Origin of the sequence: Dinoroseobacter sp. S375, from assembly GCF_049800775.1 — a bacterium.
GTDB lineage: Bacteria > Pseudomonadota > Alphaproteobacteria > Rhodobacterales > Rhodobacteraceae > Dinoroseobacter.
Map to the genome: position 1 here is coordinate 305,617 of NZ_JBNAFR010000001.1, position 13,631 is coordinate 319,247.

12 protein-coding genes are annotated in these 13,631 nt (G+C 66.6%); 4 read left to right on the forward strand and 8 right to left on the reverse strand.

Features of this window, described 5'->3' with window-relative positions; all coding sequences use genetic code 11:
• Window positions 1-7: 7 nt before the first annotated feature.
• The 6 genes from ACP150_RS01390 to ACP150_RS01415 are packed head-to-tail and all read right to left on the reverse strand — an operon-like array spanning window position 8 to window position 4,822.
• The gene (locus ACP150_RS01390) at window positions 8-961 is read right to left on the reverse strand and encodes a branched-chain amino acid ABC transporter permease (protein ID WP_424964748.1); all 954 of its coding nucleotides are present in this window, start codon (window positions 959-961) and stop codon (window positions 8-10) included.
• Window positions 958-1,875: a branched-chain amino acid ABC transporter permease gene (locus ACP150_RS01395; protein WP_424964749.1), complete on the reverse strand. Its 918-nt coding sequence runs from the start codon at window positions 1,873-1,875 to the stop codon at window positions 958-960. The genes ACP150_RS01390 and ACP150_RS01395 overlap by 4 nt, the downstream gene beginning before the upstream one ends.
• Window positions 1,872-2,600, reverse strand: a complete 729-nt coding sequence (locus ACP150_RS01400) for an ABC transporter ATP-binding protein (RefSeq protein ID WP_424964750.1) — start codon at window positions 2,598-2,600, stop codon at window positions 1,872-1,874. The genes ACP150_RS01395 and ACP150_RS01400 overlap by 4 nt, the downstream gene beginning before the upstream one ends.
• On the reverse strand, window positions 2,593-3,366 hold the full coding sequence (locus ACP150_RS01405) for an ABC transporter ATP-binding protein (protein WP_424964751.1): 774 nt from the start codon (window positions 3,364-3,366) through the stop codon (window positions 2,593-2,595). Before ACP150_RS01405 ends, ACP150_RS01400 begins: the two co-directional genes overlap by 8 nt.
• Window positions 3,363-4,445: an aldo/keto reductase gene (locus ACP150_RS01410; protein ID WP_424964752.1), complete on the reverse strand. Its 1,083-nt coding sequence runs from the start codon at window positions 4,443-4,445 to the stop codon at window positions 3,363-3,365. Before ACP150_RS01410 ends, ACP150_RS01405 begins: the two co-directional genes overlap by 4 nt.
• Window positions 4,442-4,822, reverse strand: coding sequence for a TIGR04076 family protein (locus tag ACP150_RS01415; RefSeq protein ID WP_424964753.1), 381 nt, complete (start codon window positions 4,820-4,822; stop codon window positions 4,442-4,444). The genes ACP150_RS01410 and ACP150_RS01415 overlap by 4 nt, the downstream gene beginning before the upstream one ends.
• A gap of 113 nt (window positions 4,823-4,935) precedes the next feature.
• Here ACP150_RS01415 and ACP150_RS01420 point away from each other — a divergent pair, with 113 nt between their 5' ends.
• The 3 genes from ACP150_RS01420 (at window position 4,936) to ACP150_RS01430 (ending at window position 9,426) form a co-directional block, all read left to right on the forward strand.
• Window positions 4,936-5,586, forward strand: a complete 651-nt coding sequence (locus tag ACP150_RS01420) for a GntR family transcriptional regulator (RefSeq protein WP_424964754.1) — start codon at window positions 4,936-4,938, stop codon at window positions 5,584-5,586.
• Window positions 5,583-7,031, forward strand: a complete 1,449-nt coding sequence (locus tag ACP150_RS01425; protein ID WP_424964755.1) for an aldo/keto reductase — start codon at window positions 5,583-5,585, stop codon at window positions 7,029-7,031. The genes ACP150_RS01420 and ACP150_RS01425 overlap by 4 nt, the downstream gene beginning before the upstream one ends.
• Before the next feature lie 220 nt (window positions 7,032-7,251).
• Window positions 7,252-9,426: an NADP-dependent isocitrate dehydrogenase gene (locus ACP150_RS01430; protein ID WP_424964756.1), complete on the forward strand. Its 2,175-nt coding sequence runs from the start codon at window positions 7,252-7,254 to the stop codon at window positions 9,424-9,426.
• Between the two features lie 70 nt (window positions 9,427-9,496).
• Here the strand turns inward: ACP150_RS01430 and ACP150_RS01435 are convergent, their stop codons facing one another.
• Together ACP150_RS01435 and ACP150_RS01440 are read right to left on the reverse strand one after the other, a co-directional pair.
• Window positions 9,497-10,177, reverse strand: coding sequence for a Crp/Fnr family transcriptional regulator (locus ACP150_RS01435; RefSeq protein WP_424964757.1), 681 nt, complete (start codon window positions 10,175-10,177; stop codon window positions 9,497-9,499).
• A gap of 81 nt (window positions 10,178-10,258) precedes the next feature.
• Complete coding sequence (locus ACP150_RS01440) at window positions 10,259-11,044, reverse strand: response regulator transcription factor (RefSeq protein WP_424964758.1); 786 nt, start codon at window positions 11,042-11,044, stop codon at window positions 10,259-10,261.
• A gap of 81 nt (window positions 11,045-11,125) precedes the next feature.
• On the opposite strand from ACP150_RS01440, the gene ACP150_RS01445 reads away from it, so the two are divergent.
• A complete protein-coding gene (locus tag ACP150_RS01445; protein ID WP_424964759.1) occupies window positions 11,126-13,348 on the forward strand; it encodes a hybrid sensor histidine kinase/response regulator in 2,223 nt (740 codons plus the stop codon).
• Window positions 13,349-13,631: the final 283 nt, after the last annotated feature.

Below are 13,631 nucleotides of genomic sequence, written 5' to 3' on the forward strand. Positions count from 1 at the left end.
CTGGTTTTTATCTGTCGGGTTGTCCCGATTGTGACACGACAAGCCGCTCCGGGAACAGGCCCTGAGGCCGCCAGAGCAACATGCCGACGATGACAAGGCCGATCAGCACGAACTGGATCGACCCGGTATAAAGCTGCACCTCCACGGGCGCGAACCGCGACAGGGCCCAGCCGCTCGCGGTCCAGGCACCCCAGATCAGGAACGCCCCCGCGATGGCCCCGCGGTTGTTGCCCGCCCCGCCGACGATGAGCATTGCCCAGATCTGGAATGTCAGGATCGGCAGGACATCCTGCGGGCTGATGAAGGCATAGAAGGTGGCATAGAGCCCCCCGGCCAGCCCCATGATGACCGACCCCGCGATGAACGCGACGAGGCGCACGCGGTCCGGCGTCTTGCCCAGCGCGCGGGCCGCGATTTCATCCTCGCGGATCGCCCGCAGAAGCCGTCCGAACGGGCCACGGATCAACCGCTCCAGCCCGAGATAGGTCAGGATCAGCGCCGTCAGCACGAAGGCCAGAAAGACGATGTTATAGCTGAGCCCTGCACCGAGCAGGTCGCTCAGCGGCCGCTCGAACCCGCGCACACCCGACGCGCCCCCGGCCAGCCCTTGCGCGTTGCGCACGAGGTTCTCAAAGGCCACGGCGACACCGAACGTGGCAATCGCCAGATAATCATGGCGCAGGCGGAGGGTCAGCAACCCGACGCCCCAGGCCAAGAGCCCTGCGATCAGGATGCCGCCGCCCAGTGCCAGCCCGTAAGGCAGGTCATAGCCCCCCAGATGGGCGGTCTGCGGCGCGCCTCCGAGGATCAGCGTCGCGTAGCCGCCCGCGCCGAAAAACGCGACCACCCCGCCATTGAAGAGCCCCGTATTGCCCCATTGCAAATTCAGCCCCAGCACCGCGATGGCCAGAATGCCCGCCAGCGTGCTGAAAAAGACGAGGTAGGATAACAGGCCGATCATGTCTCCCGCGCCTCCCCAAAGAGCCCATGGGGCCGCAGGACCAGCACCAGCACAAGAATGAGAAAGGGCACCGAGGGGCTGTAGCCCGAGGGCAGGATCACCAATGCGAGGTTCGCGGCAATCCCGACAAGGAACCCGCCCAGCACCGCGCCATAGATCGACCCGATCCCGCCGACGATGGTCGCTGCAAAGATCGGCAGCACCAGATCGCGCCCGATCACCGGGGTGATCTGGTTCGTCAGCCCGTAAAAGATCCCCGCCACGGCGGCGAGGCTGCCCCCGATGATCCAGATCAGCGCCACCATGCGCTGCAGATTGATGCCCGAGACCTGCGCGAGGCTCGGGTTCTCGGCCACCGCGCGCAGGGAAAACCCGAAGGTCGTGCGCGACAGCACCAGATGCAGCACGAACATCAAAACCAGCGCCGCGACCAGCGCAAAGACCTGATCGGGCTTGACCAGCACCAGCGGGTCATAGCTCAGCACCTGCGCGAAGACGATCTCGTCCGAGTAAAGCTGTGTGTTCAGTCCGAAGCCAAGGCCCAGAAGGTTGCGGATCACCATCGCCACCCCGAAGGACGCAAACACCATCGACAGCTCCCCGCCTTTCTCGCGCACCCGGCGAAAGACCAGCCGGTCGATGGCGATGGCCGACAGGCCGGTGAGGACCATGCTCAGCACCGTCGCCAAGCTCAGCGTCCAGGTCAGGCTCAGCATCGGCAGCGCTGCATCCAGCTGCGGCAGCAGGGCGGCAAAGAGCCCGTCAAAGACCAGCGCCGCATAGGCCCCGATCGATAACAGCTCCGCATGGGCGAAATTGGCAAAGCGCAGCATATGCATGGTCATGGTCAGACCGATCGCGCCCAGCGACAGGATCGCGCCCACGAGAATACCGTCGAGCAGATGCTGGATCATGAGGCCGCCACCCGCTTGCCGCCGAGATAAATCTGCCCGACCACCGGATCGGTCAGCAGATCCGCCGCCGCCCCGTCAAGCTGGTTGCGGCCATCGGCGAGGATGTAGCAATGATCCGACAGGCGCAGGGCCTGTTTCACGTTCTGCTCCACCAGCAGGATCGTGACCCCACGCTCGGTCAGGCTCCGCGCATGTTCCAGCACCTCTTGCGCGGCCTTTGGGGCCAGCCCGGCGGAGGGTTCGTCCATCAGCACCAGTCGCGGCTCGGTGGCCAGCGCCAAGGCCACGGCGAGGAACTGGCGCTGGCCGCCCGAAAGGGCGCCGGCCTTGTCGCTCAGCTTGTCGGCCAGAACCGGGAATTGCCGCAGCAGGGCCGCGCGTCGGTCACCGGTCTCGCGCCCCGCATGGCGCAGCACCAGATCGAGGTTCTCGCGCACGGTCAGGGTGCGAAAGATATTGTCCGATTGCGGGACATAGGCCACGCCATGGCGCGCCAGCAGGTCCGGGCGCAGATTGGTGATCGTCTCGGCCTCGGTGGTGATCACCCCGTCCGAGACCGGAACGAGCCCCGCCACCGCCTTGATCAGCGTGGATTTCCCCGCCCCGTTGGGCCCGATGATCACGGTCACCTTGCCCGCCGCCGCGCGCAGGTCAAGCCCGTGCAGGATCGGCAGATGCGGGCGATACCCCGCCACCAGCCCGGAAATCCGCAGCGCGTCAGCCATCGGCCTGCGCCCCGAGATAAGCGTCGAGCAGCACCGGATCGGCCAGCGCATCCTCTGGCGTGCCTTCGAAGATCACCCGCCCCTGTCCCAGCGCGATGATCGGAGTGCAGTGGCGCATGACGAAATCCATGTCATGCTCGATGATGACAAAGGTCTTGCCCGCCCGGTTCAAGGTCTCGATCTTGTCGATGAGCACCTCGGTCAGCACCGGGTTCACCCCCGCGGCGGGCTCATCCAGCAGGATCACCGCCGGATCCCCCATCAGCACCCGCGCCAGTTCCAGCAGTTTCATCTGCCCGCCCGAGATCTGCCCGGCAGCCTGATCGGCGAGCTTGGCGAGGGTCACGAAGTCCAGCACCTCCATGGCGCGGGCGCGGATCTCTTCCTCCTGCCGCCGCATGGCCTTGGCGCTCAGAAACGCGCCCCAGAGCCGCTCGCCCACCTGTGCCATGGGCGCGAGCATGACATTCTCAAGCACGCTCATGCGCGCAAAGGGGCGCGGGATCTGGAAACTGCGCGCGAGCCCGGCCCGGAACAGCGCGTCGGGCGTGTGACCTGTCACCTCCGCGCCCTTCAGCACGACCTGCCCCGCGCTCGGGCGCAACGCCCCGGTGAGCACATTGAACAGGGTCGACTTGCCCGCCCCGTTCGGCCCGATCAGCCCGGTCATGCTGCCCGGCGTGATCTCGAGCGATACATCATTCAGCGCCTGGAACGGGCCAAAGAAATGCGACAGCCCGCGCGTGGCGAGGATCGGCGCGCTCACGTGCCTGCCCCCAGCACCGCGTCATCGGGCTTGGTGTTGAGGTTGTATTTCATGATCCGGCCATGGCGACCGGAGCGGTCCCGCTCCAACCCGTAAACCGGCCCTTTGGGTCCCTTGGCCTGGGACAGGATCGCATCCAGCGCGGCGCGGTCCTCGGCATCCAGCGTCCAGCCAAAGACTTCGAGCGTGCGCGGCAGATGCCGTGCGTAGCGCGCCCCGACAATGGCCGCGCCGACCTGCGGCTGGTCCAGCACATAGCGCGTGGCGACCGCGCTCAACCCGACCCCATGCTTGGCCCCGATCTCGCGCAGCACGCGCAGAAGATCCTGAAATCGCGCCCAAGGGCCGAACTCGTCGATGATCAGGCGGTACTTGATGAGCGAGCGGTTCTGAAACTCGAACCCGGGATCCGGCGCGCCCAGCCAGTCCTCGGTCAGAAACCCGCCCGCCAAACTGCCATAGCACAACAGCTGGATGTCCTGCGCGGCGGCCCAGTCGGTCAACCCATTGCGCGGGCGCGGGTCGAGCACCGAATACTGCACTTGCGTCGAGATCAGGTCGAACCCGGCCTCCACGAATTGCGCGGTCTCGGCGATATCCCAGTTGGTGACGCCCAGATGGCCGATCTTGCCCTCGGCCTGCGCGGCCTTGAGCACCGCAAGCGCCTCGGTCGGCACGCCTTGCGTCATGTCCCACCAGAAGAACTGCACCAGATCGAGACGCTCCACCTGCAGCCGCCGGAGCGAGCGGTCGATGATCGCCATCACCTCCTCGGGGCGCAGCTCCGCCAACCGTCCGAGATCGGGTACGAGTTTGGTATGGACCTTGACCCGCCCCGCGACCGAGGCGCCACGGCGCTGGCGCAGATCGGCGATGAACTGGCCGATCATCTCTTCGACGCCCACATAGATGTCGGCGCAATCGAAGGTGGTGATCCCCGCATCGAGAAAGGCCTCCATGTCGCGGATCGCCGTGGCGCGGTCCACCGCCCCATGGTCCCCGGCAAGCTGCCAGCCGCCCTTGATCACGCGCGAGATCTCGTGATCCGGGCGCAAGGCGATCGTTTCAACCGCGCTCATGGCCTGTCCTTTGTCCAATAGGGGGTGCCGCGCGCCTCGGGCAGGCCCGTGGTCTCGGCATGGGCGAACCAACGCTTGGCCTCGCGCGTAATGCGGAACCGCCCGCCGCAATGGGGATCCGGGCAGGCCACTTCGGCATCCGTGGATATCCAGTCCCCGGGTGCGGTCTCGCGCTGCTTGGCGGGCAAGAGCGGCAGGAGCGCGGCGAGCGCATACATCGAGACCCGCTGCCCGGCCTCGAAGACAAGTGCTTCGCCCTCGACGCGGAAACTCTCCCCCGCCACATGGCGGCAGACCGGCGGGCGGTCCGGGTCGAGCACGGTCTCCACGCGCAGGTCGTAGAGCCAGACGCCGTCTTCGGTCTTGTGATCCTGCATCCACCCCTGCCGGTCGCGAACTGTGATATGTTATCGTAGATAGGTTATTCTTGACGTGTCAATCGCCCTATGCTCCACCTGAAGTCCCGCCCCGTGCCCGAGAGGTCCGCCCCATGTGCGCGCTCAACATCGCCCGGATCGACCCGACCAGCCTGCGCGACACCGTCTATCAGGAGCTGCGCGGCGCGTTCACGCGCGGCGAGTTCGGGCCCGGGGATCAGGTCAGCCTGCGAACGCTGGCGGATATGCTCGGGACCTCGATGACCCCCGTGCGCGAGGCCGTGCGGCGGCTCGTGGCGGAGGGCGCGCTGGTGGATATGCCGAACCGCTCGCTCATGGTGCCGCCGCTAGATACGGCGCGGATCCGCGAGCTGAAGAGCGCACGCGAAACGCTCGAGGCCTTGGCGCTGGATCTCAGCATGGACCGGATGGACCCGGCCCTGATCGACCGGCTCGAGGCGATTCTGGCCACGCCACAAGGCCCCGAGCCCGACCTGCAGCAGAATTACGACTTCCACCTGACGCTCTATCGCCAGTCCCAAAGCACGGTGATCCTTCCGCTGATCGAAGCGCTCTGGCTGCAATACGGGGCTTGCCTGCATCTGGTGATGCAGCATGAGGACGCCCGCCAGATCGCCCAGCACACCCACCATGTGGAGATCATCGCCGCCCTGCGCGCAGGCGCACGGGACGCCGCGCAAACGGCCTTGCGCCAGGATATCGCCCGCAGTTTTCGGGTGCTTCTACCAGAGGACAAGACATGACCCGCCCCGACGAGACCGATCTCGGCCAGTTGCGCATCAGCCGCGCCCTTACCGGCCTGTGGCAGGTGGCCGATATGGAAAAGGACGGCACGACCCTCGACCCCGAGACCGCCGCCGATCATCTGGCCGCCTATCACGCGGCGGGGTTCACCAGTTTCGACATGGCGGACCATTATGGCAGTGCCGAGATCATCGCCGGGCGCCTTCTGGCCCGCGCCCCGGAGCCGCCGACCATGGTGGCCACGAAATGGTGCCCGCCCCCGGGGCCGATGAGCGCCGAGATCGTGCGCGCGGGTGTGCTCGAACGGATGGAGCGGCTGGGCGTGGCGCAGGTGGACCTCCTGCAGTTTCACTGGTGGAGCTTCGAGCATCCCGCCTGGCTCGACGCGCTGCACCAGCTGGCCGCTTTGCGCCGCGAGGGGCTGATCGCCGAGATCGGGGTGACCAATTTCGACGCGGCCCATCTGCGCGTGGCCGTGGCCGATGGCGTGCCGCTGATCAGCAATCAGGTCTCTTTCTCGCTGCTGGATCGCCGGGCGGCAGGACCGCTGGCCGCGACCTGCGCCGATCTGGGTGTGCGGTTGCTGGCCTATGGCACGCTCTGCGGTGGGTTTCTGTCCGAACGCTGGCTGGACCAGCCGGAACCTGCGGAAATCACCGACTGGAGCAAGATGAAGTATCACCGCTTCATCGATGCGGCCGGGGGTTGGGACGGGTTCCAGGGGATCCTGCGCGCGGCCAAGACCGTGGCGGACCGGCATGGGGTCTCGATCCCGAATGTCGCCACGCGCTGGGTGTTGGAGCAACCCCATGTGGCCGGGGTGATCATTGGCGCGCGGCTCGGCGAACGGGCGCATATTGCGGACAATGCGCAGCTCTTCGAGTTTTCGCTGAGCGCGGAGGATCACGCAGTGCTCGACGCCGCCTTCGACGGCACGCGGATGGTCCCCGGGGATTGCGGCGATGAATACCGAGTGCCGCCCTTCCTGACCGCGTCCGGGGATCTGAGCCATCACCTTGCGGAGATGCCCCGGGCCGTGCGCGCCTCGGACGGGCTGCGCGGCCCCCATGTGGTGACGGGCACGAAATGGGAAGACATCGCCGGCTATGCCCGGGCGCGACGGGACGGCGAGATCGTCTCGATCTCGGGCACCACGGCCACTGCCGGCAGCGACCGGGTGGTCGCGCCCGAGGATGCAGGCGCGCAGACGACCTTCATCCTCGACCGGATCGCGGCGAGCCTTGCCGCCCTGGGCGGATCCATCGAAGATGTGATCCGCACGCGCATCTATATCACCGACCCGGCGGATGTGGACGCGATCTCCGAGGCCCATGGCCAGGTCTTTGGCGCGATCAAGCCCGCCAACACGCTGGTGGTGGTGGCCGGGCTCATCGGCGGCTACCGGGTCGAGATCGACGCGGATGCGCGGATCGCTCAGAGCTGAGGCAGATCGGGCCCGCGCACTTGCGCCCATCGCGCTGCAAGGCGCATTTCCGCCCCCCGCGCGCGTTTGTCCGGTTGATCTCGCATCAGGGCTGATTTAGGCGGTCTGTGACGATCGTATACCGTCGTGTACGGAACGATTGCTGACTGCTCACATGCGCGTGCCCGGGGCGCAGGCCTCGGCGCGGACCTGATCCACTTTCGCCGGAAGGTAACTGACTATGGCCGATCAAACGAACCCGGATATCGTGTACACCACCGTTGACGAGGCACCCGAGCTGGCGAGCGCGTCGCTCCTGCCGATCATCCAGGCCTTCGCCGCACCTGCGGGCGTGTCCGTGGGCACCCGGGACATCAGCCTTGCTGGCCGGATCCTAGCCGCCGTTGCCGGCGCACAGGACCACCTGGCGGAGCTTGGTGGTCTGGTGAAGTCGCCCGAGGCGAATGTCATCAAGCTGCCGAACATCTCGGCCTCTCAGCCCCAGCTCGATGCGGCCATCGCCGAGCTGCAGGCGCAGGGCCATGACGTACCCTCCTACCCGGCCAGCCCGTCCACCCCGGAAGAAGAGAAGATCAAGGCAGCCTATGACGCGGTCAAGGGCTCGGCCGTGAACCCCGTGCTGCGCGAGGGCAACTCGGACCGCCGCGCCGCGCAGGCAGTCAAGAACTTCGCCCAGGCCAACCCTCACCGGATGGGCGCATGGTCGTCGGACAGCAAGACCACCGTCATGACCATGGGGCAGAATGACTTCCGCTCTAACGAGACCTCGACCACCGTCACCGCCACGCAGGCTGGCGATGCGCGGATCGAGTTCGAAGGCCCCGATGGCGTAACCGTGCTGAAAGAGGGCATCGCCCTGCCCGAAGGCACCGTTGTGGACGCGACCTTCATGTCCGCCGCCGCCCTGCGCAGCTTCCTCGCCGAAACCATCGCCGCGACCCAGAAAGAGGACGGCGTCCTGTGGTCGCTGCACCTCAAGGCGACGATGATGAAGGTCTCGGACCCGATCCTCTTCGGCCATGCGGTCGAGATCTTCTTCGAAGAGCTCTTCGCCAAGCACCCGGATCTGGCCGCCGCCGCGCGCGGTGGGATGGGTACCGTGCTCGACGGAGCTTCGGACGCGGTTCTGGCCGACTACCAGGCGGTTCTGGCCAAGCAGCCCCCGATGTACATGGTGAACTCCGACAAGGGCATCACCAACCTGCACGTCCCTTCGGATGTGATCATCGACGCCTCCATGCCCGCCGTGATCCGCGCGGGCGGCAAGGGCTGGGGCCCGGATGGCGGCGAGGCCGATACGGTCTGCGTGATCCCGGATTCGAGCTACGCGCCGGTCTATGACGAGGCGATCAATTTCTTCAAGAAGAACGGCAAGCTCGACGTCACCACCGCCGGAACCGTGCAAAACCTCGGCCTGATGGCGCAGAAGGCCGAAGAATACGGCTCCCACCCGACCACCTTCGAGGCGGCGGCTGACGGCACCATGCGGATGATCGCGGCCAATGGCGATGTCCTACACGCCCACACAGTCCAGAAGGGCGATATCTGGCGCTCCTGCACCACGAAGAAAGCACCGATCGAGGATTGGGTGAATGTCGCGATCCAGCGTCAGGCCCTGACCGGCTACCGGGCGATCTTCTGGCTCGACGCGACCCGTGGCCATGATGCCGAGCTGATCAAGTATGTCACCCCGATCCTCGAAGCCGCCGGCGTGGCCGACAAGTTCGAGATCATGTCCCCGGCTGAGGCGACCGTTGCCAGCCTCGAGACGATCACCAAGGGCGAGAACACCATCGCGATCACCGGCAACGTGCTTCGCGACTATCTCACCGACCTCTTCCCGATCCTCGAGCTGGGCACCTCGGCAAAGATGCTGTCCATCGTCAAGCTGATGCAGGGCGGCGGGCTGTTCGAGACCGGTGCGGGCGGCTCGGCCCCCAAGCATGTCCAGCAGCTGATGGAAGAGAACCACCTGCGCTGGGACAGCCTTGGCGAGTTCTGCGCCCTGGGTGAAAGCTTCGCCTTCCTGGCCCAGACCCATGACAATGCCAAGGCCGCCGTGCTCGCCGCGGGGATCGAGGCCGCGACGCAGAAAGTGCTGGAATTTGACCGCTCCCCGGGCCGCAAGGTCGGTCAGCCGGACAACCGCGCCAGCCATTACTGGTTCGCCCGCTACTGGGCCGAGGCGCTGGCCGCGCAAACCGACGATGCCGAGCTGGCCGCCCATTTCGCGCCCGTGGCCGAGCAACTGGCCGCTCAGGAGGAGACCATCCTTGCCGAGCTATCGGCCGGGGCGGGCAGCCCGGCGGATCTGGGTGGTTACTACCATGGTGACCCGGCCAAGGTGGCCGCCGTCATGCGCCCGAGCGCGGCGCTGAACGCCATCATCGGCTAAGGCCGCAGCAGACCGACATCGCGAAAGCCGCCCGCATCCCGGGCGGCTTTTTCATGCCCGCCGGTCGCCCTTACCGCGCGCCGGAAGCGCGGCTCATCCGCTCCAGCGCTTCGGCGCCCACAAGCTCCACCGCGCCGCGCCGTTGCACGACCCAGCCCCGGCGCTGAAACTCCGCCAGGGTGCGCGAGATGACCTCGCGGGCCGTGCCAAGCTCGGTGCTGAGCACCTGATGGGTTGCGCGCACGACCCCGTCGCCATCGGCCAGCTCCAGCAGCCGCGCGGCAAGCCGGACATCCATGCGCTGGAACACGATGCTGTCGATCAGCGAGAAGAGATCCGTGATGCGCCGGGAATAGGCCTTGAAGACAAACTGACGAAAGACATCCGAGCGCGCGGTCAGATCGTCAAAGGTGCCGCGCGGGATCGCCACCGCCCGGACCGGGGTTTCGGCAACACCGAAGGCCGCATATTCTTCGAAGGCCAGCATGCAAGCCGTTGTCAGAACGCAGCTTTCCCCGGCATGCACCCGGTAGAGAAACACCTCCCGCCCGGTATCGGAGACTTGCTGCACGCGCACCGAGCCCTCCAGCAACAGCAGCAGGTGATCCGGGGACTGGCCCGGGGCAAAGACCTCGGTCCCTTCGGGCACGGACAGGATCCGGCTGCCCGCCACCAGCGCGCGGCGCAGATCGGCAGGCAAGGCGGCCAGCCCGGCAAAACGCGCGATCCAGCTCTCGGTCTCTTGGCTCAATTGACTGTTCCTCTGCGGGCGCTCCGCTCCGCGACAAGTCTAGCAAACCCCGCGCGCGGCACCAGCGCAAGCGCGCCGGGATCAGGTCCGCAGCGCGTCGCCCATCTCGACCCGCGGGGCCGGCTTGGCGGGCGCGGGCAGAACGGCGGCCGCGAGCCGGTACCCCGCCCCGTGGACGGTCACGATCAGGTCCGCATCGGGCGAGGCCAGCGCCAGCTTGCGCCGCAGCCGCACGATATGGGCATCAATGGCCCGATCGGTGATCGTGGTGGCATTGCCATAGACCTGATCGAGGATCTCGCTGCGTGTGACCACATCCCCCTGCCCGGCCATGATGACCTTGAGCAGCGTGGCCTCGGTATTGGTCAGCTCCAGGTTCCGGCCATCGGCCACCCGGCTCGCCCGCAGTGCCACCAGATCGAACTCCACCGGCCCAAACCGATAGCGCTGCCCCTCGGCGAGGGTGATCCCGTCGCGCCCGAGGCCCTGCCCGTGTCCCTGCCGCTGCATCCGGCGCAGGACCGAGCGGACCCGCGCCAGAAGCTCACGCGGCTCATAGGGTTTGGTCACATAGTCATCGGCCCCGACCTCCAGCCCGATGATCCGGTCATAAAGCTCATCGCGCGCCGAGAGCATGATGATCGGCACATCCCAGTGCTGCTGCAGACGCCGGGCCACGTCGAGCCCATCCTCGTCGGGCAGGATCAAATCAAGCACCACCAGATCGGCGGCCTGCTGATCGAGCAGCTCGAACAACTCAGCCGAGGTTGACACCCCGGTGGCGCGATATCCGTGTTTCGAGAAGAACCGCTTGAGGAAGGACGTCACCTGCTGGTCGTCATCCACGATCACAATATGCTCTTTCATCGGCGCCCTGACCCTCCGTGGTGACGCGGCCTGCCACTCCACCCTTGCGCGGTGGCGTCTGGCAGGGCCATGGTTCGCGTCATGCGTGTCCCTGACCCCAGCCTCCGCCAGACACGACCCTTATGGATCGCCGCGGCGGCGCTCGCCTTGATCTCGGTCACGGTCGGGCTCGGGGTGACGCTGGGTCTCCAGACCCGCACGCAGTTCCGCGAGATCTCGGCCAGTTGGGACAGCTACACCGTGAGTGCCGAGCGCAAGGGCGCGCTGATCAGCGAGATCCGTGGCTATCTCGGCTATGGCGGCATCATCCACAATTTCAAGAATTACGTGCTGCGGCAGGAGGATGTGTATCTGCAGGCCACGACGGCGCAGATCGCCCAGTTCCGCGAGACGGTCGCGGAGTACGGCACCCTCGCGCTGGTCCCGTCCGAGCGTGACGCACTGGACGCCATCGCCGCCACGATCAGCGCCTATGAGCAGACCCTGCCGCAAGCCCAGACCGCCGCTCGGTTCGGCTGGCCCCCGGCGCGCACGGATGCATTGGTTCGGGTCGACGATTCCGAGGCATTGGCCGCCCTCGCCCGGCTCGAAGGGGTCTGGCGAGAGGCACAGGCCGCCAGCACCCAGCGCATCCTCGCCTCGGTCACCGAGGGCAACCGGCTGATCTGGATCGGGTTCTGGTCCATCGCCGCGCTGGTTCTGGCCGCTCTGGTGATCGGCTGGCTGCTCTATCTGATGTTTCGCGACCTGAATGCCGCGAACGCCCGGCTCGCCCGGGAACTGGCGGAGCGCACCCTGCTGGAGCAGGCGCAGGCGCGTTTGACCACGATCGTGGAGCAGAGCCCGACGACGATCCTGATGACCGACACGCAAGGCCGGATCGAGTATGCCAACGCCAAGTTCGAAGCCCTGACCGGCTGGTCCCGGGACGAGATCCACGGCAAGACCCCGGCCTTTCTGCAATCGGGCGACACCGAGGACCACGCCTATGCCGAGATCCGCGAGACGCTGGGCCGGGGCGAGACCTGGCGCGGAGTGTTCCGCAATCTGCGCAAGGACGGGTCGAGCTACTGGGCCGAGACGACGCTTCTGCCGCTGCTGGATGCACAGGGCGCGGTGCAGAATTTCGCCGGGCTGGGCGAGGACATCACCGAGGCCCGGCGCGCACGCGATCACGTGGTTCGCGCCCAGAAGCTGGAGGCGGTGGGCCAGCTCGCCGGGGGCGTGGCCCATGATTTTAACAACATCCTGACCACCATTGTCGGGGCGAGCCATCTGGCCGCGCTGGACGCCCCCGAAGGCAGCGATCTGGCGCAGGAGATCGACCAGATCGAGATCGCCGCCCGCCGGGCGCAAAGCCTCGTGCGCGAGTTGCTGACCTTTGCCCGGCGGGAACCCGGCAAGCGCCAGCCCGTGCTGCTGGACGAGATCGTCTCCGAGGTGCTGATGCTGCTGCGCGCCTCGATCCCGCCTCTGGTGGAGCTGCGCTACACGGCCAATGCCGCGCCGCTGACGGTGCTGGGGGATCCGACCCACCTGCATCAGATCATCATGAATCTGTGCCGCAATGCTGCCGAGGCGATGACCGGCGCGGCGGGCATTGTCGAGGTCACCGTCACCGATGACGCCCCGCCCGAGGATATGGCACGGGACCGGGTGGCATGGGTCCGGTTGCAGGTCCGCGACAACGGACCGGGCATGCAGCCCCAGACGCTCAAACACCTGTTCGATCCGTTCTTCACCACCAAACCCCTGGGCAAGGGGTCTGGCCTGGGCCTCGCCGTGGTGTTCGGCCTGGTCGAAGAGATGGAGGGGGTCATTACCGTGGATTCCGCGCCCGGCGCAGGCGCGCGGTTCGACATCTACCTGCCACGCGCCAACGAGGTCGCGGTCGCGCAGGCGGATGCGGAGCGGACCCTGCCGCGCGGCTCGGAAAGGGTGCTTTTGGTGGATGACGAGGCCGAGGTGGCGGGCACCCTGCGGCGGCTTCTGCTGCGGCTGGGATACAGGGTCGATGCCTTCACCGCGCCGCGTCAGGCGCTCTCGGCCTTCACCGCCGCCCCGGATGCCTATGATCTGGTGATTTCAGACATGGTGATGCCCGATATGAGCGGGTTGGAACTTGCGGCCGCGATTCGAGCCAGCCGCCCCGGATTGCCCGTCATCTTTTGCAGCGGATACCCCCCGCGGCTGATCGATCTGCCCGGCGAAGTGCCGAACATCCTCGGCAAACCCGTCGATCCGGTGCTGTTTGCGCGACAAGTGCGCACAGCTATCGATAATGGAAAGATCCCGACCCCCTGATTTTCTTGACCTGAATTAGGTCGCCGCAAGATTTCGTCACAGTTCGTCACAACTCGGCGCAGGCGCGAAACAACGCCACGAGCGCCGCGAGCTACACTCAACTCAAGGTTTTGTCTCCCTGAATTTCGACCTTCTGCCAGCCCGGCAGAAGCGCTGCGATTTGCGGCGTGAGACCTCCTGTTTTGAGGACAGCCATGACCGGGACGCGCCCAAGGACACTTCGCCAGCATTGCGCATTCACGCAAGGCCCTTGGTTTGCGCCACGCCGTGCCGCAACCGCGTC

Excerpts from the sequence above, each read along its gene's own strand:
- ACP150_RS01390 (WP_424964748.1), bottom strand. The coding sequence starts at position 961 with ATGATCGGCCTGTTATCCTACCTCGTCTTTTTCAGCACGCTGGCGGGC.
- ACP150_RS01395 (WP_424964749.1), bottom strand. The coding sequence starts at position 1,875 with ATGATCCAGCATCTGCTCGACGGTATTCTCGTGGGCGCGATCCTGTCG.
- ACP150_RS01400 (WP_424964750.1), bottom strand. The coding sequence starts at position 2,600 with ATGGCTGACGCGCTGCGGATTTCCGGGCTGGTGGCGGGGTATCGCCCG.
- ACP150_RS01410 (WP_424964752.1), bottom strand. The coding sequence starts at position 4,445 with ATGAGCGCGGTTGAAACGATCGCCTTGCGCCCGGATCACGAGATCTCG.
- ACP150_RS01415 (WP_424964753.1), bottom strand. The coding sequence starts at position 4,822 with ATGCAGGATCACAAGACCGAAGACGGCGTCTGGCTCTACGACCTGCGC.
- ACP150_RS01420 (WP_424964754.1), top strand. The coding sequence starts at position 4,936 with ATGTGCGCGCTCAACATCGCCCGGATCGACCCGACCAGCCTGCGCGAC.
- ACP150_RS01425 (WP_424964755.1), top strand. The coding sequence starts at position 5,583 with ATGACCCGCCCCGACGAGACCGATCTCGGCCAGTTGCGCATCAGCCGC.
- ACP150_RS01430 (WP_424964756.1), top strand. The coding sequence starts at position 7,252 with ATGGCCGATCAAACGAACCCGGATATCGTGTACACCACCGTTGACGAG.
- ACP150_RS01440 (WP_424964758.1), bottom strand. The coding sequence starts at position 11,044 with ATGAAAGAGCATATTGTGATCGTGGATGACGACCAGCAGGTGACGTCC.
- ACP150_RS01445 (WP_424964759.1), top strand. The coding sequence starts at position 11,126 with ATGCGTGTCCCTGACCCCAGCCTCCGCCAGACACGACCCTTATGGATC.